Raw genomic sequence first — 25,601 nt, 5'->3', positions numbered from 1 at the left:
ACGACTGGCGTTCTGACCCGATTGTTTGGTTGGGTCGGCCGGGTGATCAGCGTTCGCGAGATCGACCCGGCCGACCTGGCTCTGTTCGACGAGTGGTACGACGCCTTCCGGGCCGGCGCGGTCGCCGGGCGGGAGGCGTCGCTGGTGGTCAGCCGGGAGGCGCTCGGGTTCTCGCTGCGCACCCCGGGTCCGCTCAAGCAGCGGATCGCGGTCGGCGCGTTCGAGGACGGCCGGGTGCTCGGCGCGATGCTGTTCGAGTGCCGGCTGAGCGACAACCTCGACACGGTCGAGGTGGAGATCGACGTACCGCCGGAGCACCGGCGGCGCGGGATCGGGACGGCGCTGTGGCAGTGGGCCGTGACCCGGTCCGCGCAACTCGGCAGGACGATCGTCCAGGCCGAGCTCGCCGTTCCCGCGGACCCGTCGCCCGGCGCCGCGTTCGCTGCGCGGCTCGGGTTCCAGGTGGAGCACGTCGAGGAGCATCTCGTCGTACCGCTGCCGTACGACGATCTGCGGCTGGAGGACCTGCGGTCGGCGGCGGGGCGGCTCGACGGGTACCGGCTGACGTCGTGGGCGGGGTTGTGCCCGCCGGAGCACCAGCAGGCGTACGCCGACCTGCACACCGCGATGGACCTGGACGTGCCGACGGGCGGGATGACCCGCGAGGTCGTGCCGTGGACGGTCGAGAAACTGGAGGCGAGCGAGGCGCGGATCGACCGGAGCTACCTCGCGCTGGTGACGATGGCGCACACTCTTGCCGGTGAGCCGGCCGGGTACACGCTGATCTATCTGCCGCGGACGGACACCAAGCACGCGCAGCAGGACGACACGCTGGTACTGCGGGAGCACCGCGGCCACAACCTCGGCACGTTCTTGAAGCTGGCGAACCTCGAGCAGCTGGCCAAGCACCGTACGGCGCAACGCTTCCTGCACACCTGGACCGCGCTGTCGAACGCGCCGATGCGCAAGGTCAACGCCCGCTTCGGGTTCCGGGCGGTCGAGGAACACCGCGAGCTCGAACTGCGGCTGCCGCGGCTGCGTCCGGCGGCGCGCGGCGTGATCCTCGACGAGGACGACCGCGTCCTGCTGGTGCGCTTCGAGTTCCCTGACGGCCCGCTCTGGGCGACGCCGGGCGGCGGGATCGAAGCGGGGGAGTCGCCGGTCGAAGGTCTGCGCCGTGAGCTCGTCGAGGAGGTCGGCCTGACAGACTTCCCCGAGCCGCCGCACCTCTGGCACCAGGAGGTCGTCGCCGACGGCCACGCCACCGGTTTCGACGGCGTGCTCAACGACTACTTCCTGATCCGGACTCCGAACTTCACCCCCGCAGGCACCCTCACCGCAGCCGAACTCCGCGCCGAGAACGTACACGCCCTGCAGTGGTGGACCCTCGCCGACCTCGAAGCCCACCAAGGCCGCTTCGCACCCCGCGACCTGCCGGCGCTGCTCCGCAAACTCCTCGAGTCCGGCCCACCGACCGTCCCGACCCAGCTCGGTCTCTGAGCTGTGGCGGGTTTTCGTACCGGTCAGAGGCGTCGTAGCCAGTTGAGGTGGCCTTCGGTCATGACGGCGTGACCGTCGGCGGTGTCGGCGACGGTGGGGTCGTGGGTGGCGATGACGACTGCGGCGCCGCGGTGGGCCTGGGCGCGGAGCAGGTCGAGGACGCGTTCGCGGTTGGTGCTGTCGAGTTCGCTGGTGGACTCGTCGGCGAGGATCACCCGCCCCTGCTGAGCGATTCCACGCGCGACCGCGACCCGTTGCTGCTCGCCACCGGACAGTTCCTCGACCAGGTGGTCGCCGCTCTCTTCCAGCCCGACGCCGGCGAGGGCCTGCTCGATCACGCGGTCGACCTCGGCGGCGGGCTTGCGCTCGGCGAGCAACGGGACCGACAGGTTCTCGCGGGCGGTCAGCACGCGCGCGAGCCCGTTCCCTTGCGGGATCAGTACGACGCCGTGCCGGGCGGCGGCCGGGCGGTCCTCGATCACCAGCCCGTCGATCTCCACCTGCCCCTTCGCCAGTGGCACCGCCCCGGCGATTGCCCACAGCAACGAACTCTTGCCGGCGCCGGACGGCCCGCTGACCGCGAGCACGAACCCGGGGGGCACCGTGAACGACACGTCCGACACGGCGGTCACGTCGCCGTACCGCACCGTCACCTGACTGAGCTCGATCATCGCTCGCCCTCCTGCGGCACCGGGGTGAGCCGGATCTCGCCGTTGTCGGTGGTGACCTGCACAAGCGTTCCGGCCGGCAGCAGTTCGGCCACGTGCGGCGGCAGCGGCAGCGATCCGTCAACGGCGACCACGGCGTACTCCTCGCCCGACCTGCCCTCGGAGGCGATCCGGCCGTCCCGGATCGTGATCGTCCGGGGCAGCGTCGCCGCGACCTCCGGGTCGTGGGTGACGAGCAGGACGGTCATCCCGGTCTCGCGGTTGATCGTGCGGAGCGCCGCGAGCACCTCGTCGCGGGCGTGGTGGTCGAGCTGACTGGTCGGCTCGTCGGCCAGCAGCAGGCCGGGCATCGTCGCGATCCCGACCGCGACTGCGCACAGCTGCACCTGGCCGGGGGTCAGCTGGGTCAGCCCGGCATCGGCATGGTTGCCCAGGCCGACGAGCTCGAGGATCGTCTCCGGCGCCGGCAGCTCGCGGTCGCGGGGCGCGGCCTGCTGGGCGTAGCGGATGTTCTCGGTGGGCGTCAGGTACGGGACAAGGTTGCGTCCCGCGCCCTGCAGCACGATGCCGACGTCACCGGACCGCATCCGGTCCAGCTCCGCCTCCGTCATCGTGGCGACGTTGTGCTCGCCGACCTGCAGCCGTCCCGCGCTCGGGGTGAGCAGGCCGCCGCACAGCTGCAGCAGCGTCGACTTGCCGGCGCCGGAGGGACCGAGCAGCCCGACGAGTTCGCCAGGGCGCACACTGATGCCGATCCCGGAGAGCGCCGCGACGTCGTGCCCGTGCGCGCGGTAGATGTGCACGAGTCCCGTCGTACTGATCGCCAGTCCGCTCATGTCAGCTCCTCCCGGATCCGGCTGTAGCTCGAGCGCCTGTTGACACCGCTGCCGAGGAGCAGGGTCGTCGCGGCGAGGACCGCCGTACCGCCTAGCCAGAGCGCCGCCGCGACCGGCCAGTTGGTACCGAGATCGAGCGGCACCACCCCGTCGTTCGTCGCGAACAAGGGGATCAGCGGGAGCGCCACGTGGGCGCCGATCAACCCGCACCCGGTGCCGAGCAGCACGGCGAGCGTGACCGGACCGGTCTGCTCCCACCGCGCGGCCCGTCCGGTCGCGCTCGCCGGTACGCCGGTCAGTCGCAGGCTCGCGTAGTCCTGCGCCCGCGACCGCCACGACGTGACGACGGTCAGCAGCAGTACGACGACCGCGAGCACCCCGGCCGCGACACCGACGACCGGCGCCAGCTGCAGCGCCAGCGCGCTCGCCGAACGCCCGTACGACGCGATGCGGTCGTCGCGCCGGTCCACGAGGTCGGCCGTGAACCCTGCCTGGCTGAACTGCTCGACGATCGTGCCGACGTTCGCCAGGCCGTCCTCGTTCAGCCAGACCTCGAACTCCGTCCCGCTCTCGTCGACGGCGCCGCCGAGACGTCGTACCGTCTCCAGATCGACGACGGCCGTGCGGTCGCCGTACCGGTTCACCGGCGCGCGCAACCGGTCGATCCTGGACAGCAGCATCGGCGAGCTGTCGATCGCCGGGCTGGTGGTGGCCTTGTCCGCGTAGTGGAACTCCGGCGTCACGAACGCCGGCACCACCGGCGGCACGGTCGCGTACTGCAGGAACTGGTCGTTGCCGAAGCTCTTCATCCCGATCGTCAGCAGGCCGCCAGTCTTGGCCGTGAGCGATCCGGGGTCGGACTCCACCAGGCGCAGCGGCTGCCATTCCTCTGGCCCGCCGAGCGCGAGGTTCGGGTGGTCGTCGGTGGCGAGCTTGCTGATCGTCAGGTCGCCTTCCAGGCCGGTCTGGTCGAGCGTCTCGCGGCCGATGCCGAGCCGGAGCAGGTCACAGCCGGCGCTGCATTCGACGGGCGCCCGCAGTACGACGGGCTTGGTGGCCGGGAGCCGTAACGGCGGGAACGAGACCAGGTAGCGGCCGCCGTCGCGGTGGCTGACCAGGTTCGCGCGCAGTACGACGGATTTCGGTGTGCCGCTGTCGATCGGCTCGCCGTACGCGTTGCTGGCGACCCGCGTCGTGATCGGGCCGGTCGAGACGGTGACGGTCAACTGCGAGCTGCGGAACTGGATCGGCGGTACGCCGCTCGGCGCCTTCAAGGCCTGCCAGCCGTCGGCGTCGGTCAGTTGGTCGCCGCGGAACGCGATCCGGCGGAAGCTGTCCGGCTCGATCAGCAGCGACTTCAGCGCGTCGGGGGAGCCGGGACGGGACACGGCGACCGGCGTCAGCCGGCGGCGGTCCGGGTCGATCCTGTCGACGGCTGCGAGGAAGCCGGCCAAGTACGAGGCGTTCATTCGCAGCACGCCTTCCGCGCCGGTCTCGTAGCCGGAGCGGGTCTCGCGGTTGCGGGAGCCGACCGACGCCGCCTGCCCGGCGAACGCGAGGAGCGCGGCGGCGACGGCGACCGCGGCGACGATCCGGGTGCCGGCGGGGCGGCGCGACACCTGCAACGCGCCGAGCGCGAGGCCCAACCGGCCGCGGCGGAGGGCCCCGCGGCTGATCAGACCGGCCGTCGGCAACAGCAGGTGCGCGAACGTCAGGCCGACCGCCAGCGCCAGCAGAGCCGGGGTGAGGACAGGCAGCGGCCCGCGGCCGTCGCCGGTCAGCGCGGCGAACAGGCCGGCCACGGCGAACACGATGATCGACAGATCGGCGACCCCGATCGCGCGTCCGCGGCGTCCCGCGACGCGGCGCAGCAGGCCCGAGATCGGCTGCCGTACGACGCCACGGACCTGCAGGACCACCACGACCAGCGCGACCGCCGTGGCCACCGCGAGCGCGGCCGGGACCGTCCACGGCAGCTCGATCGGGGCGCCGCGCCGCAGCCAGGTCGCGCGGACGCTCACGAGCACAGCGAAGCCCACCACACCGCCCAGCAACGTGCCGACCAGGACCGGCAGGCCGAGCTCGAGCGAGAGCACGCGGCGGGTACGGCGGGCTGACGAACCGCGCAAGCGGGACAGGGCGATCTCCGGCCGCCGCTGATCGACGACCGCGGCCAGTGCGAGCGCCAGGACGACCACCGCGAACAGCGCGACCTGCACCATCACCAGCGGGATGATTGTCGTGGCCTGCTTGCGGTCCGCCTGGATCTCGTCGACGAGGGTGGCGAGCGACGACGTCACCTCGGCGGGCAGGCCGAGCTCGGAGGCGTTCCCGTTGACGGTGCGGGTGGCCTCCTGGAGGCGGGGGAGGTCGTCCAGCCGGTTCCTGCCGGGAATCGGGCTGACGTCGGAGGTCACGCGGGGGTTCAGGGCTGCCCTGAACGTCGTACGGTCGGTGAAGAGGTGGTCCGCCCAGCCGGGGCTGTTGCCGCCGGCGCCGGCCGTGGGCGGGCGCGAGTGTCCGGTGGGGTAGTCGCCGTACCAGTAGGCGCCGCGGCTCTCCTTCGGGCGGTAGAAGCCAACGATCTTCAGGGCGGTCGTGTCGTTGCCCGTGCCGGCTCGCAGTGATTGCTCCAAGCGGAGGTTCCACGCGGACTTGTCGACGGCCGAGGCGATCACCTCGCCGGCCGCCTGCGGGCAGCGGCCTTCGGTCACCGTCAGTTGGGCGCAGTACCCGTCCCGCCAGCGCAGCCGCACGGAGTTCGCGTCGTCAGTCGGGCGGATACGCCACGAGAGCTCGCTGTAGTAGCCGTGCACGGGCGGCGTGAAGTGCGAGCGCAGGTCGGCCGGGATCAGCTCGTCGAGTTGCTCGGGGCTGACGGTCGCCGTCGTACGGACCTGGGGACCGCCGCTCGCGATCAGCCAGGACGCCTGCAGGTGCCGGCCGGAGAGCGTCTCGGACATCACGGTCTGCTCGACGGCCCGCGCGTACCAGGGCGCGAACACCGCGCAGGCGCCGATCAGCAGACTGATGCCGGTCAGCACCAGGGCCTGCGCCCAGCGGTACCGCAGCGCCCGTCGAAGGAACATCTCCACCCCCAGCGTCGTGTCGCCCGCCGAATGTACGGAATGTTCCGGCCGCTGGGCCGGGAGCCGAAAAAATGTCACATTAATGTTGTCCGGACCGGAATCCGCCCCGCCGGGCGAGGCCCGTTGGCCCGCGGAGCGGGGCCCGGCGGTAGGTTCGGGACATGCGTGAATCCCAGCTCGGTGACCTGACCGTTTCCGCCCTCGGCCTCGGCTGCATGGGGATGTCCCAGTCGTACGGCGTCCGCGCGGACGACGCCGAGTCGATCGCGACCCTGCACGCGGCCGTCGACGCCGGGTGCACCTTCATCGACACCGCCGACGTGTACGGCGACGGCGCGAACGAGGAACTCGTCGGGCGCGCGCTGGCCGGCCGCCGTGACGAGGTGGTGCTCGCGACGAAGTTCGGCTTCCGGCCCGCGGACCCGAACTCGCCGGCGCCGCCCACGGACATCGACGGCTCCCCGGAGTACGCGCTGCAGGCCCTGGACGCGTCGCTGCGCCGCCTCGGCGTGGAGCACATCGACCTCTGGTACCTGCACCGGCGCGACCCGAAGGTGCCGATCGAGGAGACGGTCGGGGCGATGGCCTCGGCGGTCCAGGCGGGCAAGGTGCGGTACCTCGGCCTGTCCGAGGTGAACGGCGACACGGTGCGCGCGGCGCACGCCGTACATCCGATCAGCGCCGTGCAGAGCGAGTGGTCGCTGTGGACGCGCGACCCGGAGACCGTCGTGCTGCCGACGCTGCGGGAGCTGGGCATCGGGTTCGTGCCGTTCAGCCCGCTCGGGCGCGGGTTCCTGACCGGGCAGATCAAGTCCGAGGCCGACTTCCCTTCGGACGACATGCGGCGGACGTTGCCGCGGTTCCAGGGTGAGAACTTCCAGCGGAACCTGGACCTGGTCGAGCAGGTCAAGGCGCTGGCCGCGTCGAAGGGCGTGACGCCGAGCCAGCTGGCGCTCGCCTGGTTGCTTGCACAGGGCAATGACGTGGCGCCGATCCCGGGCACGAAGCGGCGCAAGTACCTGGCCGAGAACCTGGGCGCATTGGACGTCACGTTCTCGGCCGAGGAGCTGGCGGCGCTGGACGCCGCGTTCCCGCCGGACGCGGTGGCCGGGCAGCGGTACCAGCAGGGCGGGATGGACCTGGTGGGCAAGTGATCGGCGTCACCGGGTCGACCGGGCAGCTCGGGTCCCGGATCGTCTCACAGCTGGCCGGCGAATCGCTCCGGTTGATCGTGCGCGACCCGGCGCGGGCGCCGTCGGTGCCCGGCGCCTCGGTGGCGCAGGCGGCGTACGGCGAGCACGCCGCGCTGCTCGCGGCGCTGGACGGGGTCGACGTACTGATGTTGCTGAGCGCAACCGAGTCGGCGGACCGGGTGGCGTTGCACAAGGCAACGGTCGACGCCGCGGTGGCAGCCGGGGTGCGGCGGATCGTGTACACGTCGTTCGTCGGTGCGGCGCCGGGGGCGACGTTCACGTTCGCGCGCGACCACTGGCACACCGAGGAACACATCCGGGCGAGCGGTGTCGAGTTCACGTTCCTGCGGGACAACCTGTACCTCGACTTCGTGCCCGGGTTCGTCGGTCAGGACGGCGTGATCCGCGGGCCGGCGGGGGACGGGCGGGTGTCGGCGGTGGCACGGGACGACGTGGCGGCGGTGGCGGCCCGGGTACTCACCGGGGCCGGCTTCGGCGGGGCGACGTACGACCTGACCGGGCCGTCCGCGTTCACGCTGTCCGAGGCGGCCGGGGTGCTGACCGAGGCGTGGGGGCGCAAGGTCCGGTACGAGGCGGAGACGCTGGACGAGGCGTACCGGTCGCGGGAGTCGTACGGCGCGCCGGCGTGGGAGGTGGCCGGGTGGGTCACGTCGTACGCCGCGATCGCCAGCGGCGAACTGTCGCATGTGTCGACCGCGGTGCGGGACATCACCGGGCGGGAGCCGATCAGCCTCGAGGAGTATGTCGGCCGCGGGTGAGACACTGACCTCGTGCCGCTCTACCGGGATCAGGCGATCGTGCTGCGCACCCAGAAGCTGGGTGAGGCGGACCGGATCGCCACGCTGCTGACCCGCGCCAACGGCAAGGTCCGCGCGGTCGCCAAGGGCGTCCGACGTACGTCGTCGCGCTTCGGCGCCCGCCTGGAACCGTTCAGCTACGTCGACCTGCAACTCGCGACCGGCCGCACGCTGGACGTCGTCACCCAGGCCGAGTCCATCGCGGCGTACGGCGAGGGAATCGTCGACGACTACGCGCGGTACACGGCCGGCACGGTCCTGCTGGAAACGGCCGACCGCCTGGTCGTCGAGGAGAAGGAACCCGCCACCCAGCAACACCTGCTCCTCGCCGGCGCGTTGCGAGTCCTCTCCACCGGCGAACGCGAGCCCGCCCTGGTCCTCGACTCGTTCCTGCTGCGGTCCTTGGCGATCGCCGGCTACGCCCCGTCCTTCGACGACTGCGCCCGCTGCGGCGAACCAGGCCCCCACCGAGCCTTCAACCCCGCCGCCGGCGGCATAGTCTGCACCACCTGCCGCCCACCCGCCTCAGCCATGCCCTCCCAAGCCACAGTCACCCACCTGGCAGCCCTCCTCACCGGCGACTGGCCCACCGCCCTCCAAGCCGACCCCAGAACCCGCCGAGAATCCACAGGCCTGATAGCCGCCTTCTTCACCTACCACCAAGACAACCAACTCCGCTCCCTACCCCACCTGGACCTGACCCCAGGAGCGTCCTGATGCCTTCCGAAAGACCTGTGGACCGTCTCGACCCTGAGAAACGCCACCAACTCAACAACCTGATCGCCTCCTGGCGCATGGAGAACATGCCCCTCAGCGACAAGGAAATAGACATCTTCGCCCGCTACCTCCTGGGCGAAATCACCGCCGAACAACGCCGCCAACTCCTGGACGAACAGCTCTGATGCCGACGTTCGAGAACTGGGGAGACTACTTCTGGCCCGGCCAGATCGACGACTGCAAGATCAACAAGCTCGGCATCCACGACGCGGCCGAGCTGGAACGCGCCGAGCGCTCCCGGACGGCGGAGCGGGCGGTCGAGCTCATCGCCGGCGACGTCGAGATCCCGCGGACGTTCGACCTGGACCATCTCCGGGCGATCCATCGGCACCTGTTCCAGGACGTTTACGACTGGGCCGGAGATCTGCGGGTCACCGAGTTGGTCCGGCCGTCCCAGGATCCGGATGCGCCGGGCAACGAGTTCGTGAAACCGGAGGACATCGAGCGCTTGGCGCCCGTGATCTTCTCACAGTTGGGCGATCCCGCCGACCTCCGTAACCGACCGACGCACGAGGTCGTCGACGTCCTCGCCAGGACGTACGCCGGCGTCAACGTGCTCCACCCGTTCGTCGAGGGCAACGGCCGAACGCAGCGCATCTTCCTGGACCACGTAGCAGAGGCCGCGGGCTACCGCATCGACTGGACGCGGATCGCCGACCGCCAGAACGAGGTGATGGCGGAGGCCTTCGGCATCGGCGCCGAACCCGTCCGCGAAGCCCTGGCGGAGTGCATCGAGCCCCTGACCGACCCGCGCGCCCGACAAGACACCGAGCAGTCCCTCCGCCTCACCACCGAGGGCATCACCGGCGCAGCCACCATCCCCACCCACGGCACGAAGACCACACCTTCGTCAGCCGCCCATCGAATCTCTTCAACCCGCGAACGAGGCCCGGACGAACGCCACTAGACCACGACAAGCCCTCCATCTCCGCATCGCGTCGCCTACTTGTCCTGCGCGGTGTCCTTGAGCCGCTCGATCCCCTTCGAGACCCCACCCTTCCGCGCCTCAGGAGCCACAGCCGGAGCCTCCGGCTTCCCAGGCTCAACGAACTCTCGCGAACGCGGCGTACCGAGCAGACCCCGCTGATTAGCTACCAACACCCCCGCCTCGCTACCGATCGCGCTCCGGCCAGCCTGTCGGGCTCGGCCGCCCGTATCTGGATCGGGCGGTGACTGCAGGAGTCATGGGCTCAGTGCGCTCGGTGCTGCGACCTTCGTTTCCGCGGCGGCTTCGATCTGGCGCCGCTCGAGATGTTTCGGCCTGGGAGCCGGATGGTGATCCGGGAATTAATGGGCGTGCTGTACGGAGTGGCTGCTGTCCGGCCCAGGCGTGCGCGATGGCACGCTTCGCGTCCAACTGCGCCTGTCGTCCGGTGGCGCCTACGCCGACGGTCTCCCACTTGTCGAACCGATCGAGGCCAGGCTGCCTGTCCCGCGGATGGCGATTCAGCCGGGCACACAGGTGGGCGTACACGTTGTTACGCCCGCGCCGAGGCTTGATCGCCAGCAGTTCCCGGCGTGGGATTCCGCCTGGCGCAGCCGGCCCGATCTCGCGAAACACCAAGCGGTAATCAGCAGGCCGGTGTGGGTCCGACCGAACATACGCCGTGACACAGTCACGAAGGTCGCCTTTGCCCGGAGCGCAACCCAGCGCGTGATGACCATCGGATTTGCCGTTGGCGAGGTCGAGCATCGTCCGAACCACCTGCCGCCGCAACGCGGCTTCAGGCCCGGACGGATCTCTCTGGGCTGCACGATCTATCCGCAGATAGTCGACGTCGAAGTCAGGCCCCGCTATCAGCTGATACCGGGCTCCGCCGCTCACGACTCCTCGCGGTCCTCGCGGCGCAGATCTTCCAGCAGCTCCTGGGTGTCGGGTCCCATGCGGGCGGCCCACTCGTCGAGGTCCAGCGGGCGGCTGTCGGGGAGTGGTTCGGTGGCATAGGTCCGCACGGTCGGATCGTCCACAACACCCGCCGGCGGGTGATCGTCGCCCCGAAGGTCGCGGTACTGGGTCGCAGACATCACCACCGCCTCTGGTTCCCCGCCCTCGCCCCACACCACCGGATCGCCGGTCCCTTCCCGCACCACCTGAGGCAGACGATCCGCCATCGCCCCCGGCTCGACCACCTCGTCGGCAACCCGGAACTTGCCTTCACCGCCGAGATCCTCGAACTCGTCGTACGTCAGCATCACAGCCTCAGGCCCTCGGTCCCCAAAGCTGAACGCTCGCGTCCGCCCGGCCCGAAACCGCGCCAGCACCCCCACCAGGTCCGCACGAACCACATCAACCGAAGGCCAATCCGTCATACCCCGAACCTATTGCCTTCCACTCACCCTCAACAGCCGTCCTTCGGGGGCACGGTGACGGCACCACCATCCGGGTCGACCAGAACGGGAACAGCCTCACCGATATGCAACTGCGTCGCCGCCTGCTGGGTCATGGAGATCTCCCCGTTGTCCCCGAGCGTGCTCTGCCAACCGATCTCCCACTGCGCAACCGCGGTCACGGGGTACTTGCAGTCCGGCATTTTGTGCGAGGTCTTCACATACCTGTGCCCACAAGTAGGCGAACCCTTGACGCCCATCGAAGCGTCGTACGGCGTCCCCGGCCCTTCACACCGCACCGTACTCCCATCACCCATCGACCAGTTGACGGCCTTGACCCGAGCAGTCGCAGTAACCGACAACCCAGGAACACTCGCGCTCCGAACAATCGGCCCCCAGGTATTTTCGGTCTTGGCAACCCAAAGCCAGACCGGCATGTTCACCAGGCCGACCTGGCTCGCGTCGGGTGCTGTCCTGATAAGCGGTGCCGCCAGTTCCATCTCTGTAACTGCCTGATAGGCCAGGGTCACCGGATCGACCACCACCGTGTCAGGTGTCCCGGGCAACCAAACCCATTTGGTGACGATGTGTCGGCCTTGGTCATACCCTTGCTCACGAGTACACGCCCAGATACTCCCGTCGGTATGTCCTTGCCAGCGTGGATCGCTAAACGGAGGCTGGGGTGTCTCGCGCCGCATGTAGCACTGTTGGCTGTTGGACCAGTTGCCCTTGACCGGGTCCGTGCATGCCTGAACAGCGCCCTTAAATTCGCAGACTGTCTTGCTGATCTTCTCGCGCTGGTCAGGTTTTCCCGGTTTGGGTGGCTTTCCAGGCAGCTTCAAGGTAGATTTCGGCACCCACCAGCACTTGTTGAGAATCTTATTGCATTTCGCGATAACCTCGCCCTGAGGTTTTGGCGGCAAGATTGGTTCAGTGGGCAGGCCGACAGCGCTGAGCGCCATCGCGAGAATCGATGGCAGCAAGCTGCGAATTACTCGTTTCGAAATCAGCACTTGGCATCGCCAGTTTCGCTGATCAGGAACCATGCTTTGCGGCCATCGGAACCTGGAGCCAGGACGATGCGCGCCTGCGCCAGGTGGCGGGAGCCGTTGTCGGGGCCGAGTGGTACCGGCTTCTTCGTGGCCTGGTACCGAACGACGACGGCACTGGAGTCGATGCAGCTCGTCAGAGTGACCTCAGGTTGCTGCCCCGCCAACCGAACCGTTTTCACTGTCGGCGAGGACAGCGTGACCGCCCCGGCCTGATACCAACCGTTGTCCCGGAAAAATGTGATGTCCTCGATGACATCCGTCAGCCACTGGCCACCGTTCCCGCTGCGCTCCAGCTCTGTCCGCTCGGCCTGAGCAGGATTCTGCAGCGCTTGCTCGGTCGCACGGCGGGCCGCGAGATAGCGCGTCGTCGCGGCGGTGATGGCAGCCTGTTCCTCGGCTGTCCAACCAGGCGTGGTGGGAGTACTCGGAACGGTTGGCGCCGGACTGCTGCTCGATGCGGTCGACGGCGCGGTCGTGTTGGGTTGACCGGCTTCCGGGGAGCCTTGGCACGCGGTGAGCGCCAGGAGGGCGCTGAGGGCGGCGATGGCGGGGGCGAAGGCCGGTCGGCGGGGCATGGGGTGGGCTCCGTTCTGGTCGGGGTGGGTTAAGGGTCGCATACGGAGGGTGTTCGGCGGGGTGGGTTGTCCACAGGTTGCAGGTTGTTGCAGTGACACTTGGTAAGCGGCGAGTGAGCGTACGGCGCTTGGCTCCGGGGGCCCTCTGTGCGTCTGGTCCGTACGGCGCAGGTCGGTTAAGCGGGGTCTGAGCACCTGCTGAACGAGGCGAGTGCTCCGTTGACCCGGTTCGTGGGCTTCGGGCCATGCGTGGGCGGGCAGAGCAGCACCGGCTCGCGCAACGCTCGCTGTACTGCGAGACCCGTCCTGCCCGCTTGATATACCAGCGCTCGCAACTCGTCTTACGTTGCCGCTGTCGGCGGGCAACGTTCCTGCCCGTGCAGGTGCGGGGGAGGGGAATGGGAGACTGCGGGTATGTCGCCTATTGGTCGTCGTCGGGGTCGGGGTGGGGTTGCACAGCCGGGGGAGAAGAAGGTGGTGGTGGCGCCGGAGGGGCATCCTTCGGGGGCTCGGGCGCCGGGGATTCCGCGGGAGTTGGTGCCGCGGCATGTGGCGATTGTGATGGATGGGAACGGGCGGTGGGCGAAGCAGCGGGGGCTGGCTCGGACCGAGGGGCACAAGGCGGGGGAGGCCTCGTTGCTGGATGTGATCAAGGGTGGGATCGAGATCGGGGTGAAGTACATCTCGGCGTACGCGTTCTCGACGGAGAACTGGGCGCGGTCGCCGGAGGAGGTGCGGTTCCTGATGGGGTTCAACCGGGAGGTGATCCACCGGCGGCGCGACGAGCTGGACGCGATGGGGGTGCGGGTGGTGTGGTCCGGGCGGCGGCCGCGGTTGTGGAAGAGCGTGATCGACGAGCTCGAGTACGCGCAGGAGCGGACGAAGCACAACGACACGATCACGCTGCAGTTCTGCGTGAACTACGGCGGCCGCGCGGAGCTCGCGGACGCGATGCGGGCGATCGCGCGGGAGGTTGCCGACGGCAAGATCAATCCGGACCGGATCTCCGAGCAGACGGTCGCCCGGCACCTGTACGCGCCCGACATCCCCGAGGTCGACCTGTTCGTGCGGTCGTCGGGCGAGCAGCGGACCAGCAACTTCCTGGTGTGGCAGCTGGCGTACGCCGAGATGGTGTTCCTCGACACACTCTGGCCGGACTTCGACCGGCGGGACCTGTGGCGGGCGATCGAGATCTATGCCCAGCGTGACCGGCGTTACGGCGGTGCGGTGCCGAACCCGGTGAGCGCCGAAAGCTGAGACCCGCCGCCGAAAGCTGAGACGCGCGGCGGAAATCGAGACCCCGAAAACCGAGATCGATCAGTCGTGGGAACGGCGCTCGACCCCGTAGCGTCTAGTCTCGTTGCAAGTGTCAACGACATGAACGGGAGATGCAGCGTGCAGGACCAGCCGACGGGCGAGACGCCACAGCAGAGCGTGGAGCGGGAACTACGGGCCGCACAGGAGCAGGTCCGCCGGGTTGCCGAGCAGCTGCGTGCCGGCCTTGCCGAGGACGACCGGCTGGCCGCCGACGCCCGGGCACGCGCCACCTCCCAGACACAAGCCGCACCCCAGGTACCCCAAGCACCCCAGGTCATCGAACAGGACGCCGCGGACGGAACGAAGGGCCAGCACTGATGGCGAGCGCGCAGGACATCCCGTTCCTCACCGACCGGGTCGCGGAGGCGATGAACCGGGCGCGGGCGACGCTCGACATGGTCGCCGACTCGCTCCAGGACCGGAACTACGGCCGGCTGCTGGACAACCGGCTGGAGGACATCGCCCAGCTGCAGTCCGGGGCCGGGCGCGTGCGGGAGGCCGAGTACGAGGCCGAGGTACAAGGCCGGCTCGCGTCCGCTTCCCGGGATCCTGGTGACGTGGCCCGCTGGCAGGACGCCGACGACCGGGTGCGGCTCTCGTTCAACTCCGCGGCCCAGGACGCCGGAGATCTCGCGTCCCGGATCGGCCGAGCGCAGAACGAGCTGGAGGAGTTCCACGACGACCTGGGCAGGAGTTCGGCGTTCCTCGACCAGGCGCTCCGCGACGTCGACGAGCTCGGGAACACTCCGGAGTACGGCGCGGAGGCGGCCGCCGAGCTGCGTACCCGGGTGACCCACCTCAGGGACCTGACCGCGCAGGCGGACACCGGACTGAAGACTGCCTACGACCAGCTCGGTAACGCCCGGACCACGGCGATCCAGCTCGAGCAGGCCCAGCTGCAGGTCGGCGGCGGGGTGCACTCCGCCGCGATCCAGGACGCCAGTACGTCGCTGACGGTCGACGTGAACCGGACCCGCGACGGCCTGACGGGCGTGCGGGAGGGCATCGACCGGCAGATGCACAACGTCAACGAGAGCGCGCAGTACAGCATCGACGAGGCCAATCGGACCGCCGAGCTGGCCCACGCGATGCGCGCCGGCACGAACCCGACGCCACGGTCCGAGCAGGTCGGCGAGCGTCCGGCGGATCAGGAATCCGGCAGCAACGGCGGCATCCAGGACCCGCGCCTGCGCCTGATGCGCGGCGCACCCGACACCAGCCAGGAACGCTGACGCGTACCAGTCGAACGGCCTGCTCAGCGTCCCGGTGAGGGGAGCAGGCCGCGTTCGATTGCGACCGTGACGGCGCGGGTGCGGTCGTCGACGTCGAGTTTGGCGAACAGGCGTTGGAGGTGGGTCTTGACCGTGGCCTCGCCGATGAACAGCTCGCGGCCGATCTCGGCGTTGCTGAGGCCGCGCGCGACCGCGGCGAGGACCTCGAGTTCACGCGGCGACGGCGCCGCGGCGGGTGTGGTCGGCGTACGCAGGCGTGACATCAGCCGTGCCGCGACCGGCGGTGCGAGCACGGTCTCGCCGCGCGCGGCGGCCCGGATGCCGTTCAGCAGGTCGGCGTGTGGCGTGTCCTTGAGCAGGTAGCCCGCGGCGCCGGCCTCGACCGCGTGCAAGATGTCCGTGTCGGTGTCGTACGTCGTCAGCACCAGCACGCGCGTCGACGGGTACCCGGACACGATCGCCCCGGTGGCCGCGACGCCGTCCATCCGCGGCATCCGCAGGTCCATCAGTACGACGTCCGGCCGGGTCGACTCGACGAGCGCGAGCGCCTCGGAACCATCACCGGCCTCGCCGACGACGGTGATGTCGTCGGTCACCGACAGCATCCCGCTCAGCCCGGAACGTACAACGGGGTGGTCGTCCACCACCAGAACCCGAATCACGCATCCTCCTGGACAGCCGGAATCAAGACCTGTACCCGGGTGCCGTGACCGGGCCTACTCTCCACCGAGACGGTGCCGCCGGACTCCTCGACCCGGCCGCGCATCGCGTTCAGCCCGAAGCCCCCGGACACCGCCCCCGGCGCGAACCCGGACCCGTCGTCGCGGATCTCGATCCACACCCCGCCGTCCGACAACCCGAGCGTGATCAGTACCTGCGTCGCCGCCGCATGCTTGCGTACGTTGGCCAGCGCCTCCTGCGCCGACCGCAACAACACGACCTGTTGGGCCTGCGGCAGCGCCGCCACCTCGTCGTCGGGCAGGTCCAGCGACACCCGTACGTCGACCCCGGTCTCGGCCGCGAACCGCTCGGCCTGCCGGCGCAGTACTTCGGTCAACGTCGCCTCGGACAACGCGATCGGGGTGAACGCGGCGATCAGCGCCCGCGCCTCGGCGAGGTTCTCCCGCGCGGTGTCCTCGATCGCCGCCAACCGCGCCGCGGCGCCCGAAGCACCTCCCCGCGCGAGCTCGGCCGACGCCGCCTGCGCGAGCATCACGATCGACGTCATCCCCTGCGCAAGGGTGTCGTGGATCTCCCGCGCCATCCGTTCACGCTCGGCCATCACCCCGGCGCTGTGGTGCGCGTCGGCGAGCTCGTCCCGCGCGGACTCGAGTTGCTCGATCAGCTCCGCGCGCTGCTGGCTCTGCGTGATCACCCGCTCGATCCAGATCCCGAACAGCAGGCTGACGACCAGGCTGACCAGCATCCACGGCAGGATGTTCCAGAACGCGTCCCAGCCCCACCCCGCGCTCCACAACTGCGCAGTACCGACGCCGACCACCAGCAGCAGGCTGAACCCGACGCCCTCGCGGAGGTTCTCGCACAGCAGCCAGATCTGCGCCGACGCGATGAACATCAGGAACACCGACTGCGGATACAACCCGATCAGCACCATCAGCGAGCCGACCAGGACGAGCCGATAGACGTACGACGGCAGCGCCCGGCGCGAGCGCACCGCGGGCAGACCGACGAACTGGTACGCCGCACCGAGCAGCACGACCGTGCCGACGTACACGGACTGCCGGACCGTGCCGAGCTCACCGGTGAAGGACAGACCGAGCGTCATCCCGAGCAGGACCCAGAACACGATGTGCCAGCCGACCAGCGTCTGTGTCCAGACCGGCTGTCCGGCGCCACCGCGTGAACTCTGCACGGAACCCATCATCCTCCAGTCGCGGATCGGCACCCGGTCCATCAGCCCGCGTCCCGGCGGGTCCACCGGAAGAGCCGCTGGGCGAGGAAGAGCCCGACGAGCAGCCAGACCGACAGCACGATCGCGCCGGTGCCGAGCTGCCAGGACCCGCCCGGCTCGTTGACCTCGTACCCGTCCGGCAGGAACACCGAGCGCATGCCCTGCGCGAGCCACTTGAGCGGGAAGAACTCCGACACCGTCCGCATCCACGCCGGCAGGCTGCTGTAGACGAAGTACACGCCGGAGATGAACTGCAGCAGCAGGACGACCGGTGTGACGACCGCCGACGCGGCCCGCCCGGACTTCGGTACGACGGAGAACGCGATCCCCAGCACCGAACCCGACGCGGTGCCGAGCACGAAGATCCACAGGAAGTGCAGCCACTTGACCGGTGCCGTCGGGATGTCGACGCCGAGCGCGAGCCCGGCGATTGCCAGCAGCAGCGCGAACTGCAGGACCGAGGTGATCAGGACCATCCCGATCTTGCCGATGAAGTACGACTGCGGCGACATCGGCGTCCCGCGGAGCCGTTTCAGCACGTCCTGGTCGCGCTCGATCGCGATCGCGATGGCCAGCGACTGGAAGCTCGTCAGGAAGATGCCGGAGGCAATCATCCCGGGCGTGAAGTACGTCGCCGCGGTGACGCCGCCGGCGAACTCGGTGCCGCCGAACACCGCGGAGAAGATGCCGAGGAAGATGATCGGGAAGAAGAACGTGAAGATCAGCTGCTCGCGTTCGCGGAAGAACTCCTTCACCTCGATCCCGGTGCGGGACAGGCCGACCTTCAGCGGCGAGGGCAACGCGGTGCTCACCGAACAGCTCCTTCCAGTGCCGGAGCGGCGGTGGCCCCGATCAGTTCGAGGTAGATGTCTTCCAGGCTCGGTCGCCGTACCTGCAGTTCCGGTACCTCTCCGCCGTACTCCGCCATCAGCCGGGCGACCTCGGCCGTCGGCTGGTCCGTGCGTACTTCGCGCAGTCCGTCCGCGGCGAGCCAGGAGACGCGCGCGGTGCGGGCGCCGCGGCCGCCGAGGGTCCCGGGGGTCGCGACCTCGACCATCCGGCCGTCGGCGATCACCCCGACCCGGTCGGCGAGGTGCTCGGCCTCGTCCAGGTAGTGGGTGGTGAGCAGGATCGTGGTGCCTTCGGTGCGGAGGTCCTCGATCAACGTCCAGAACTGCCGGCGCGCCTCCGGGTCGAAGCCGGTGGTCGGCTCGTCCAGGAACAGCAGTTCCGGGTTCCCGATCACGCCGAGCGCCACGTCCAGGCGGCGCCGCTGCCCGCCGGACAGGTTGCGGATCCGGGTCCTGCGCTTCTCCTCGAGGCCGACCGCGGCGATCACCTGCTCCGGGTCGCGCGGGTTCGGGTAGTAGCCGGCGAAGTGCGTGACCATCTCGGCGACGGACAGCACCGCCTCGTCGCGGGTGGTCTGCGCGACGATCCCGAGCCGGGCGCGCCAGTACCGGTCGCCGTGCGCCGGGTCCGTGCCCAGCACGCTGATCTCGCCCTCGTCGGCCCGGCGATACCCCTCCAGGATCTCCGTGGTCGTCGTCTTGCCGGCCCCGTTCGGGCCGAGCAGGGCGAACACCTCGCCCCGGTGGATGTCCAGGTCGACACCGTCGACCGCAACCTTGTCCGGGTAGCGCTTGACGAGACCCCGCACCCTCACTGCGTTCTCCATGCCCTCAACTCTCGCCCGCACCTACCGGTCCCCGGGAGCGTCGCCTGGCTGACGCACTGTCCCCCGACTGGTGGACACGGAGGCGTACCGAACGACGGGTCGTGGTGGGTGTCCACCGGTCCTGACGGGCCCGGTTCAGGCATGGCGGGCGGTATGCGTAGACGACTACGTCCCGTTGGTCGGTACGCCGTGGACCTCGGAGGGACGCGGAAAATCCGCCACGCCCGGAAGGCTGACGGGAGGCGGCTGCGGCAGTTAGCGTCGGGGGATGGCTCAGACGGTGCGTGGGGTGGTGGCGGCGGCCAAGGGTGCGCCGGTGTCGATCGAGCAGATCACGATCCCGGACCCGGGGCCCGGGGAAGCGGTCGTGCAGGTGCAGGCGTGCGGCGTCTGCCACACGGATCTGCACTACCGCGAAGGCGGCATCAACGACGAGTTCCCGTTCCTGCTGGGCCACGAGGCCGCCGGCATCGTGGAGTCGGTCGGCGACGGCGTGACCGACGTGCAGCCGGGTGACTTCGTCGTCCTGAACTGGCGGGCCATCTGCGGGAACTGCCGCGCCTGCCTGCGCGGCCGCCCGTGGTACTGCTTCAGCACGCACAACGCCGAGCAGAAGATGACGCTCCAGGACGGCACCGAGCTGAGCCCCGCGCTCGGCATCGGCGCGTTCGCGGAGAAGACGCTGGTCGCGGCCGGGCAGTGCACGAAGGTCGACCCGGCAGCCAAGCCGGAGGTGGCCGGGCTGCTCGGGTGTGGGGTCATGGCCGGTCTCGGCGCCGCGCTCAACACCGGCAACGTCGGGCGCGGGGACACCGTCGCCGTGATCGGTTCCGGCGGCGTCGGTACGGCGGCCGTGGTCGGCGCGCGGCTCGCCGGGGCCGCGAAGGTGATCGCGATCGACCTCGACGAACGCAAGCTCGCCACCGCGCGCGAACTCGGCGCCACCCACACGATCAACTCGAAGGGCCTCGACCACGACGGCGTGGTCGCGGCGGTCCAGGAGCTGACCGGTGGGTTCGGCGCCGATGTCGTGATCGACGCGGTCGGCCGCCCGGAGACCTGGAAGCAGGCGTTCTACGCCCGCGACCTGGCCGGAACCGTGGTCCTGGTCGGCGTCCCCACGCCGGACATGCGGCTCGACATGCCGCTACTGGACTTCTTCGGCCGCGGCGGCTCGCTGAAGTCCAGCTGGTACGGCGACTGCCTGCCGACCCGCGACTTCCCGCTGCTGATCGACCTGCACCTGCAGGGCCGGCTACCGCTCGACCGGTTCGTGTCCGAGACGATCGCGCTGGACGAGGTCGAGGCCGCCTTCACCAAGATGCACCACGGCGACGTACTGCGGTCCGTCGTACTGTTCTAGACCTTGAACGAGATCCACAGGTCGGGGGTCGCGTCGGGCTTGCCCTTGACCGGGCGTTCCTCCTGCGTCCAGACGTCGCCGGAGATCTCGGTGGCGACCCGCTGCCAAAACCGGACCGCCTTCTCGTTGTTCCCCTGGAACGCGACCTCGCACGGCCCGGGGTGGTTCGCCAGCACTTCCTGGACCGCGCGCAGCCCGAGACCGTTCCGGCGGACCGGACGCACCATGAAGAAGGCATTCAGTACCCGCACCGGCTGCTGCAGGGCCCGCATGAAGCAGAAGCCGACCGGGTTCTCGCCGAGCGAGATCAGGTAGCCGGCCCATTCCGGGTCGCCGGTCAGGACGTTCTCGAGCCACTCACTGCGGTAGCCGCCGTCAGGGCCAGGCAGTTGGCCCTGGAACTCGGACAGGTCGTGGCGGAACATCAGCCACAGCCGCTCCATCAGGACTCGGTCCGAGGCCTGGACACGGCGCACCACAAGGTCAGACATAGGTCTCCTCAAAGGAATCAGAACGCAGAAAAGCCTCCCGCCGGAAGAGTCCGGTACGGAAGGCTTACTGCGGTCAGTTTATCAGCCCCGCGGTGCGGTCACGCCTTCTGGCACTCCTTGCAGGTGCCGAAGATCTCCAGGGTGTGGCTGATGTCGGTGTAGCCGTGCTCGGCCGCGACCTTGTCGGCCCAGCGCTCCACGGCCGGGCCCTCGACCTCGACGGTGCGGCCGCAGTTGCGGCAGACCAGGTGGTGGTGGTGCCCCTTGGAGCACCGCCGGTACGCCGTTTCGCCGTCGGCGGTGCGCAGTACGTCGACCTCGCGGGAGTCCGCGAGCGCCTGCAGGGTGCGGTAGACGGTGGTCAGCCCGACGGCCTCGCCCGCGGACCGGAGCTCCTGGTGGATCTCCTGGGCGGTCCGGAAGTCGTCGATGAGGTCGAGCGCCTGCGCGACCGCCGCGCGCTGACGGGTCGAGCGTGTTCCGATAGCCACCGTTCCTCCTGTCGTCTCCTTACCGCCGCCAATTCTCTCAGAAGCCGCAAGCGTCAGTGTTCATCCCAGTGGTCGCCGTGTGCCGCGTGCAGGTGACCGTCGTGCACGTAGTCGACGTGGTCGCCGTGCTCGACCTTCTGGTGACCGCACGCCGGGTTGTGCGCGTGCGGGTGCCCGGCGCTCACCACATGCGGCTCCGGCGCCGGTACGCCGACCTCGGGCTCCTCGTCCGCGAGCGGCCGCGCCCGCCCGGTCCGCCGCCGCAGCAGCGCACCGGCGACGGCAGCCACCACGAACCCGCCCAGCGCCAGCACCACGATGGTCGCGCCAGGTGCCACGTCCGCGTTGTACGACGTCACGATGCCGGCCAGACACGCCGCCACACCGATGGCACAGGCGGTGACGAACGTACTACGGAACGATCGCGTCACCTGTTGCGCAGCCGCGACCGGGACGACCATGAGCGCGCTGACGAGCAGCAGGCCCACGGTCCGCATCGCCACCGTCACGGTGACCGCGGCCATCACCGCGATGACCAGGTTGAGCAGCTGGACCCGGAGTCCCGTCGTACGGGCGAACTCCTCGTCCTGGCACACCGCGAACAGTTGCGGGCCGAGGCCGACTGCTACGACCAGTACGGCGACGGCGAGGCCGACGACGACGTACAGGTCGCTCTGGGAGACCGTGGTCAGTGAGCCGAACAGGTAGGTGTTCAGCGTGGCTGCGCCCTGGCCGGCGATGCCGATCAGCAGTACGCCGCCGGCGATGCCGCCGTAGAAGAGGAGCGCCAGCGCCACGTCACCGGTGGCCTTGCCACGGGCGCGGACCAGCTCGATCGCGGTCGCACCGGCGATCGCGACGATGATGGCGGTGAGCACCGGCGCGCTGCCGGTCAGCAGACCCAGGGCGACACCGGTGATCGCGATGTGCCCGATCCCGTCACCCATCAACGACAGCCGCCGCTGCACCAGGTACGTCCCGATGGCCGGCGCGGACAGGCCGGTGAGCAGCCCCGCGATCAGCGCGCGCTGCATGAATTCGAGTTCGAACATGGTCATGGGGCCTCCCGGCCTGGACTGAGGAGCGCAGGGAGCGAAGCGACCGGAGCGACGAGGGAAGGGCGGGAGTCACAGCCCCATGACCCAGCGCGCCGGAGGCGCGCAATGTGCACAGTCATGAGGACAGCCAGCCCGGTTCGTCGTCGGTGTGGGGGTGGTGGACGTGGGCGTGCGTCTGGGAGGCGTGCGGCGGGCCGTCGTACACGATGCGGCCGCGGCGCATCACCACCGAGCGGTCGATCAGCGCGTCCATCGGGCCCAGGTCGTGGCTCACCATCACCACGGTGGTGCCGCCCGCGACCCGCTCGCGGATCGTGTCGGCGAAGATCTGCTGGCTGGCCAGGTCCACGCCGGCGGTCGGCTCGTCGAGGATCAGCAGTTCGGGGTCGGACACCAGTGCCCGCGCGATCAGCACCCGCTGCTGCTGGCCCCCGGACAGCTCGGCGACCGCATCCTTGCGCCGGTCGGCCATGTCGACGACCTGCAGCGCCTCGTCGATCGCCCGCTTGCCGGACGCGCCGAGCGGGGTGAAGAGCCGCCGCTTGGAGAGCAGACCGGACGCCACGACCTCCTGCACGGTCGCCGGTACGCCGCCCGCGGCGGTGATCCGCTGCGGCACGTACCCGACCCGCCGCCACTCGCGGAACCGGGGGACCGGCGTCCCGAACAGCCGGACCTCGCCGCGCGCCGCGGGCAGCAGTCCGACGACGGTCTTGATCAGCGTGGACTTGCCGGAGCCGTTGGTGCCGAGCACGGCGACCACCTCGCCCTGGCGGATCCGCAGGTCGATGCCCCGGAGCACGAGACGACCGCCCAGGTCGACCGAGAGATCGGCGACCTGGACGGCCTTGGCGGAGTCTTCTGTCACGAGCAGCCGTTCGCCTTTCGCAGCTCCTGCAGGTTCTCCTGCATGAGGGTCAGGTACGTCTCGTCGGAGTTGGCGTCCGACAGGCCCTCGATCGGGCTGAGTACGGCGGTCTGCACGCCGACGTCCTTGGCGATCGTCTCGGCCACCTTCGGGCTGACCAGTTCCTCGTAGAAGATGGTCGTCACCTTCTGGGCCTTCACGATGTCCTGGACCTCCTTGATCCGGGCCGGGGCCGGCTCCGCGTCGGGTGTCACGCCGGCGATCCCGACCATCGTCAGACCGTACCGCTTCGCGAGGTAGGCGAACGCCTCGTGGCTGGTCACGAAGGTTTTCAGCTTGCAGTTCGCCAGCCCGGTCTTGAACTCGGTGTCCAGCTTGCCGAGCTGGTCGAGCAGGGTCTTGGCGCGCTCGTGGTACCCGGCGGCGTTGGCGCTGTCGACGGTCGCGAGCTTGTCCTCGACCGCCTTCACGACGTCGGCGTACCGGACCGGGTCGAGCCAGAAGTGCGGGTCGAGCGCCCCGTCGGCGTGCTTCTCCTCCTCGGCGTGGTTCTCCTCCGCGCCCTCCTCGTGCTCCTCGAAGTCGGCGCCGGTCGCCTCCAGCTTCGCGGCCGGGGTGACGTCGAAGCCGGTGTCCTTCGCGTTCTGCGCGACGGCCTCGTCGACGGCCGGCTGCAGGTCCTTCTCGTAGACGACCAGCTTCGCCTCGGCGATCTCGCCGACCTGCTTGGGGGTCAGCTCGAGGTCGTGCGGCTCGACGCCGGGGGCTGTCAGGGTGGTGACGTTCACGGCGTCGCCCCCCACTGTGCGGGCGATGAACTCGAGCGGGTAGAACGAAGTCACGACGTCGAGCTTGTCGCCACCGGAGCCAGCGGAGTCACCGGCGGAGGAACCACCGCACCCCGCCAGGGTGAGGGTGGCCAGAGTGGCGGCGCCGGCGACAACTGCTCGAAGACCAGATCTCATGACAATCATTTTCATTTAATTGGAAGTGATTGTCAAAACAGGGAGTTCACGATGGCCAGCCGCAACGTCGGGCGCCGGCGCGCCGACGGTAAGGGGAACCGCCGCCGGGCGCTCGACATTCCCCCGGGACACGGGCACGGACACGGCCACGGGCACGGGGCGGGTGACCACGTGGTCGACACCTCGGTGGTGGACTCGGACGCGGTCGTCGCGCGGCGCGTCCGGATCGTGGTGGCCGCCGTACTGATCCCGCTGATCACGGCCGCGGTCGTGCTGCTGGTCGTGCTCTGGCCGGGCGGCGGCGTGAAGGTCGAGTCGTACCAGACCAGCACCGCGCGCGGCGAGGTCACCGCGGTCCAGGCCTGTCCGGACCCGAAGGACAAGTGCGACCAGGCGACCGTGAAGCTGAGCAACGGGCCGGAGAAGGGGCAGGAGGTCCCGGTCCAGGTCCCGACGGCGGGGGAGACGACGATCCCGGTCAAGGTCGGGCAGTCGGTGATGCTCGGCATCCAGGACGGCGCGCCGCTGACCGAGAAGTACCAGTACGTCGACCACGACCGGACCAAGCCCTTGCTGATCATCGCGGTGGTGTTCGCGATCGCGGTGGTCGCGCTGTCGCGCTGGCGGGGGTTCGCCGCGCTGATGGCGCTGGCGGTGACCGCGGTGATGCTGACGCAGTTCATCCTGCCGGCGATCCTGAAGGGCTCGAACCCGTTGCTCGTTGCGGTCGTGGGCGGCGCGGTGATCATGACGGTCGCGGTGTATCTGACCCACGGGATCAATGCCGAGTCCTCGATAGCTCTCGCCGGGACGATCGCCGCGCTCGGGCTCACGGTGCTGCTCGGCTGGTTCTTCACCGAGCTGTCGCAGCTGAGCGGCCTGGCCGCGGAGGGTGCGTCGGTGGCCAAGTCGTTCGCGCCGGACCTCGATCTGACCGGGCTGCTGGTGGCCGGGATGGTGATCGGCGCCCTGGGCGTGCTCGACGACGTGACGGTCACGCAGGCGGCCGCCGTCTGGGAACTGTCCGCCGCGAACCCCGCGGCGAACCGGCGCGAGCTGGTCGCCGCCGGGCTGCGGATCGGCCGAACCCACGTGGCCTCGGTGGTCAACACGCTGGTCCTCGCGTACGCCGGTGCGTCGATGCCGGTGCTGATCGTGTTCGCGATCCAGGACCTGCCGGCGCTGTCGGTGATCTCCACCGAGTCGGTCGCGATGGAGATCGTCCGCGGCCTGGTCGGCAGCCTGGGCATCATCGCCGCGGTCCCGCTCACCACGGCGCTGGCCGCGATGGCCGTGGCCGACCGGTCCCGTGATCTGGTGGCTGCCCCGATCGAACCGAAAACCAGCCCTTCCGCCTGACCCTCCCGCCTTCTACCCTGCTGGTAGGTCA

Annotated in this window: 26 protein-coding genes; 11 read left to right on the top strand and 15 right to left on the bottom strand. The window is 69.8% G+C overall.

The features are described from left to right. The first annotated feature begins 42 nt into the window (after nt 1-42). Nucleotides 43-1,500, top strand: coding sequence for a GNAT family N-acetyltransferase (locus ABN611_RS39825; protein WP_350277489.1), 1,458 nt, complete (start codon nt 43-45; stop codon nt 1,498-1,500). Nucleotides 1,501-1,523: 23 nt separating this feature from the next. Here the strand turns inward: ABN611_RS39825 and ABN611_RS39820 are convergent, their stop codons facing one another. Genes ABN611_RS39820 through ABN611_RS39810 form a run of 3 tightly spaced genes read right to left on the bottom strand, consistent with a single transcriptional unit; the run spans nt 1,524 to nt 6,093 of the window. Continuing rightward, nucleotides 1,524-2,171 carry an ATP-binding cassette domain-containing protein gene (locus tag ABN611_RS39820; protein ID WP_350277488.1) on the bottom strand — a complete coding sequence of 216 codons (648 nt, stop codon included), beginning with the start codon at nt 2,169-2,171 and terminating at the stop codon, nt 1,524-1,526. Further along, nucleotides 2,168-3,004, bottom strand: a complete 837-nt coding sequence (locus ABN611_RS39815) for an ATP-binding cassette domain-containing protein (protein WP_350277487.1) — start codon at nt 3,002-3,004, stop codon at nt 2,168-2,170. Before ABN611_RS39815 ends, ABN611_RS39820 begins: the two co-directional genes overlap by 4 nt. Next, nucleotides 3,001-6,093 (bottom strand): FtsX-like permease family protein, encoded by a 3,093-nt coding sequence (locus ABN611_RS39810; RefSeq protein ID WP_350277486.1) that lies wholly within the window; start codon nt 6,091-6,093, stop codon nt 3,001-3,003. The genes ABN611_RS39815 and ABN611_RS39810 overlap by 4 nt, the downstream gene beginning before the upstream one ends. Before the next feature lie 161 nt (nt 6,094-6,254). Between ABN611_RS39810 and ABN611_RS39805 the strand changes: the two genes are divergently transcribed. The 5 genes from ABN611_RS39805 to ABN611_RS39785 are packed head-to-tail and all read left to right on the top strand — an operon-like array spanning nt 6,255 to nt 9,788. Beyond that, on the top strand, nt 6,255-7,247 hold the full coding sequence (locus tag ABN611_RS39805; protein ID WP_350277485.1) for an aldo/keto reductase: 993 nt from the start codon (nt 6,255-6,257) through the stop codon (nt 7,245-7,247). Next, nucleotides 7,244-8,065 (top strand): SDR family oxidoreductase, encoded by an 822-nt coding sequence (locus ABN611_RS39800; protein WP_350277484.1) that lies wholly within the window; start codon nt 7,244-7,246, stop codon nt 8,063-8,065. The genes ABN611_RS39805 and ABN611_RS39800 overlap by 4 nt, the downstream gene beginning before the upstream one ends. 12 nt (nt 8,066-8,077) lie before the next feature. Beyond that, nucleotides 8,078-8,821: a DNA repair protein RecO gene (recO, locus tag ABN611_RS39795; RefSeq protein ID WP_350277483.1), complete on the top strand. Its 744-nt coding sequence runs from the start codon at nt 8,078-8,080 to the stop codon at nt 8,819-8,821. Beyond that, nucleotides 8,821-9,006, top strand: coding sequence for an antitoxin VbhA family protein (locus ABN611_RS39790; RefSeq protein WP_350277482.1), 186 nt, complete (start codon nt 8,821-8,823; stop codon nt 9,004-9,006). The genes recO and ABN611_RS39790 overlap by 1 nt, the downstream gene beginning before the upstream one ends. After that, complete coding sequence (locus ABN611_RS39785) at nt 9,006-9,788, top strand: Fic family protein (RefSeq protein WP_350277481.1); 783 nt, start codon at nt 9,006-9,008, stop codon at nt 9,786-9,788. Before ABN611_RS39790 ends, ABN611_RS39785 begins: the two co-directional genes overlap by 1 nt. A gap of 914 nt (nt 9,789-10,702) precedes the next feature. Here ABN611_RS39785 and ABN611_RS39780 read toward each other — a convergent pair. From ABN611_RS39780 to ABN611_RS39770, 3 genes are all read right to left on the bottom strand, one after another. Further along, nucleotides 10,703-11,074 carry a hypothetical protein gene (locus ABN611_RS39780; protein WP_350277480.1) on the bottom strand — a complete coding sequence of 124 codons (372 nt, stop codon included), beginning with the start codon at nt 11,072-11,074 and terminating at the stop codon, nt 10,703-10,705. Between the two features lie 146 nt (nt 11,075-11,220). Next, complete coding sequence (locus ABN611_RS39775; RefSeq protein ID WP_350277479.1) at nt 11,221-12,222, bottom strand: hypothetical protein; 1,002 nt, start codon at nt 12,220-12,222, stop codon at nt 11,221-11,223. Beyond that, complete coding sequence (locus ABN611_RS39770) at nt 12,216-12,836, bottom strand: hypothetical protein (RefSeq protein ID WP_350277478.1); 621 nt, start codon at nt 12,834-12,836, stop codon at nt 12,216-12,218. Before ABN611_RS39770 ends, ABN611_RS39775 begins: the two co-directional genes overlap by 7 nt. A 414-nt stretch (nt 12,837-13,250) precedes the next feature. Between ABN611_RS39770 and ABN611_RS39765 the strand changes: the two genes are divergently transcribed. The 3 genes from ABN611_RS39765 to ABN611_RS39755 all read left to right on the top strand — a co-directional run bounded on the left by ABN611_RS39765 (nt 13,251) and on the right by ABN611_RS39755 (nt 15,385). Continuing rightward, on the top strand, nt 13,251-14,093 hold the full coding sequence (locus tag ABN611_RS39765; RefSeq protein ID WP_350277477.1) for an isoprenyl transferase: 843 nt from the start codon (nt 13,251-13,253) through the stop codon (nt 14,091-14,093). 120 nt (nt 14,094-14,213) lie between these two features. Beyond that, nucleotides 14,214-14,471 carry a hypothetical protein gene (locus ABN611_RS39760; RefSeq protein WP_350277476.1) on the top strand — a complete coding sequence of 86 codons (258 nt, stop codon included), beginning with the start codon at nt 14,214-14,216 and terminating at the stop codon, nt 14,469-14,471. Next, a complete protein-coding gene (locus tag ABN611_RS39755; RefSeq protein ID WP_350277475.1) occupies nt 14,471-15,385 on the top strand; it encodes a hypothetical protein in 915 nt (304 codons plus the stop codon). The genes ABN611_RS39760 and ABN611_RS39755 overlap by 1 nt, the downstream gene beginning before the upstream one ends. A 23-nt stretch (nt 15,386-15,408) precedes the next feature. Here the strand turns inward: ABN611_RS39755 and ABN611_RS39750 are convergent, their stop codons facing one another. From ABN611_RS39750 to ABN611_RS39735, 4 genes are read right to left on the bottom strand one after another with little or no spacing between them, the layout of a single operon-like run. After that, on the bottom strand, nt 15,409-16,047 hold the full coding sequence (locus ABN611_RS39750) for a response regulator transcription factor (RefSeq protein WP_350277474.1): 639 nt from the start codon (nt 16,045-16,047) through the stop codon (nt 15,409-15,411). Next, a complete protein-coding gene (locus tag ABN611_RS39745; RefSeq protein ID WP_350277473.1) occupies nt 16,044-17,267 on the bottom strand; it encodes a sensor histidine kinase in 1,224 nt (407 codons plus the stop codon). Before ABN611_RS39745 ends, ABN611_RS39750 begins: the two co-directional genes overlap by 4 nt. A 32-nt stretch (nt 17,268-17,299) precedes the next feature. Further along, the gene (locus tag ABN611_RS39740) at nt 17,300-18,109 is read right to left on the bottom strand and encodes an ABC transporter permease (RefSeq protein WP_350277472.1); all 810 of its coding nucleotides are present in this window, start codon (nt 18,107-18,109) and stop codon (nt 17,300-17,302) included. Then, a complete protein-coding gene (locus ABN611_RS39735) occupies nt 18,106-18,975 on the bottom strand; it encodes an ABC transporter ATP-binding protein (protein ID WP_350277471.1) in 870 nt (289 codons plus the stop codon). The genes ABN611_RS39740 and ABN611_RS39735 overlap by 4 nt, the downstream gene beginning before the upstream one ends. A 268-nt stretch (nt 18,976-19,243) precedes the next feature. Between ABN611_RS39735 and ABN611_RS39730 the strand changes: the two genes are divergently transcribed. Next, complete coding sequence (locus tag ABN611_RS39730) at nt 19,244-20,338, top strand: S-(hydroxymethyl)mycothiol dehydrogenase (RefSeq protein ID WP_350277470.1); 1,095 nt, start codon at nt 19,244-19,246, stop codon at nt 20,336-20,338. Here ABN611_RS39730 and ABN611_RS39725 read toward each other — a convergent pair. The 5 genes from ABN611_RS39725 to ABN611_RS39705 all read right to left on the bottom strand — a co-directional run bounded on the left by ABN611_RS39725 (nt 20,335) and on the right by ABN611_RS39705 (nt 24,211). Continuing rightward, nucleotides 20,335-20,829, bottom strand: a complete 495-nt coding sequence (locus tag ABN611_RS39725; RefSeq protein WP_350277469.1) for a GNAT family N-acetyltransferase — start codon at nt 20,827-20,829, stop codon at nt 20,335-20,337. The two genes, ABN611_RS39730 and ABN611_RS39725, sit on opposite strands and share 4 nt — an antisense overlap. 98 nt (nt 20,830-20,927) lie before the next feature. Beyond that, the gene (locus ABN611_RS39720) at nt 20,928-21,320 is read right to left on the bottom strand and encodes a Fur family transcriptional regulator (RefSeq protein ID WP_350277468.1); all 393 of its coding nucleotides are present in this window, start codon (nt 21,318-21,320) and stop codon (nt 20,928-20,930) included. A 53-nt stretch (nt 21,321-21,373) separates the two neighbouring features. Next, nucleotides 21,374-22,378: a metal ABC transporter permease gene (locus ABN611_RS39715; protein WP_350277467.1), complete on the bottom strand. Its 1,005-nt coding sequence runs from the start codon at nt 22,376-22,378 to the stop codon at nt 21,374-21,376. Between the two features lie 115 nt (nt 22,379-22,493). Then, entirely contained in the window at nt 22,494-23,246 is a 753-nt protein-coding gene (locus tag ABN611_RS39710) for a metal ABC transporter ATP-binding protein (protein WP_350277466.1), read from the bottom strand. Further along, nucleotides 23,243-24,211 carry a metal ABC transporter substrate-binding protein gene (locus tag ABN611_RS39705; protein ID WP_350277465.1) on the bottom strand — a complete coding sequence of 323 codons (969 nt, stop codon included), beginning with the start codon at nt 24,209-24,211 and terminating at the stop codon, nt 23,243-23,245. The genes ABN611_RS39710 and ABN611_RS39705 overlap by 4 nt, the downstream gene beginning before the upstream one ends. Before the next feature lie 51 nt (nt 24,212-24,262). On the opposite strand from ABN611_RS39705, the gene ABN611_RS39700 reads away from it, so the two are divergent. Further along, nucleotides 24,263-25,570, top strand: coding sequence for a YibE/F family protein (locus tag ABN611_RS39700; protein WP_350277464.1), 1,308 nt, complete (start codon nt 24,263-24,265; stop codon nt 25,568-25,570). Nucleotides 25,571-25,601 lie beyond the last annotated feature (31 nt).

Origin of the sequence: Kribbella sp. HUAS MG21 (genome assembly GCF_040254265.1) — a bacterium.
Taxonomy (GTDB): domain Bacteria; phylum Actinomycetota; class Actinomycetes; order Propionibacteriales; family Kribbellaceae; genus Kribbella.
This window is presented reverse-complemented; position numbering and strand designations above follow the sequence as displayed.

Excerpts from the sequence above, each read along its gene's own strand:
- ABN611_RS39785 (WP_350277481.1), top strand. The coding sequence starts at position 9,006 with ATGCCGACGTTCGAGAACTGGGGAGACTACTTCTGGCCCGGCCAGATC.
- ABN611_RS39730 (WP_350277470.1), top strand. The coding sequence starts at position 19,244 with ATGGCTCAGACGGTGCGTGGGGTGGTGGCGGCGGCCAAGGGTGCGCCG.
- ABN611_RS39760 (WP_350277476.1), top strand. The coding sequence starts at position 14,214 with ATGAACGGGAGATGCAGCGTGCAGGACCAGCCGACGGGCGAGACGCCA.
- ABN611_RS39745 (WP_350277473.1), bottom strand. The coding sequence starts at position 17,267 with ATGGGTTCCGTGCAGAGTTCACGCGGTGGCGCCGGACAGCCGGTCTGG.
- ABN611_RS39790 (WP_350277482.1), top strand. The coding sequence starts at position 8,821 with ATGCCTTCCGAAAGACCTGTGGACCGTCTCGACCCTGAGAAACGCCAC.
- ABN611_RS39780 (WP_350277480.1), bottom strand. The coding sequence starts at position 11,074 with ATGCTGACGTACGACGAGTTCGAGGATCTCGGCGGTGAAGGCAAGTTC.
- ABN611_RS39725 (WP_350277469.1), bottom strand. The coding sequence starts at position 20,829 with ATGTCTGACCTTGTGGTGCGCCGTGTCCAGGCCTCGGACCGAGTCCTG.
- ABN611_RS39755 (WP_350277475.1), top strand. The coding sequence starts at position 14,471 with ATGGCGAGCGCGCAGGACATCCCGTTCCTCACCGACCGGGTCGCGGAG.
- ABN611_RS39770 (WP_350277478.1), bottom strand. The coding sequence starts at position 12,836 with ATGCCCCGCCGACCGGCCTTCGCCCCCGCCATCGCCGCCCTCAGCGCC.
- ABN611_RS39810 (WP_350277486.1), bottom strand. The coding sequence starts at position 6,093 with ATGTTCCTTCGACGGGCGCTGCGGTACCGCTGGGCGCAGGCCCTGGTG.
- ABN611_RS39705 (WP_350277465.1), bottom strand. The coding sequence starts at position 24,211 with ATGAGATCTGGTCTTCGAGCAGTTGTCGCCGGCGCCGCCACTCTGGCC.
- ABN611_RS39715 (WP_350277467.1), bottom strand. The coding sequence starts at position 22,378 with ATGACCATGTTCGAACTCGAATTCATGCAGCGCGCGCTGATCGCGGGG.
- ABN611_RS39820 (WP_350277488.1), bottom strand. The coding sequence starts at position 2,171 with ATGATCGAGCTCAGTCAGGTGACGGTGCGGTACGGCGACGTGACCGCC.
- ABN611_RS39805 (WP_350277485.1), top strand. The coding sequence starts at position 6,255 with ATGCGTGAATCCCAGCTCGGTGACCTGACCGTTTCCGCCCTCGGCCTC.
- ABN611_RS39700 (WP_350277464.1), top strand. The coding sequence starts at position 24,263 with ATGGCCAGCCGCAACGTCGGGCGCCGGCGCGCCGACGGTAAGGGGAAC.
- ABN611_RS39765 (WP_350277477.1), top strand. The coding sequence starts at position 13,251 with ATGTCGCCTATTGGTCGTCGTCGGGGTCGGGGTGGGGTTGCACAGCCG.
- ABN611_RS39815 (WP_350277487.1), bottom strand. The coding sequence starts at position 3,004 with ATGAGCGGACTGGCGATCAGTACGACGGGACTCGTGCACATCTACCGC.
- ABN611_RS39735 (WP_350277471.1), bottom strand. The coding sequence starts at position 18,975 with ATGGAGAACGCAGTGAGGGTGCGGGGTCTCGTCAAGCGCTACCCGGAC.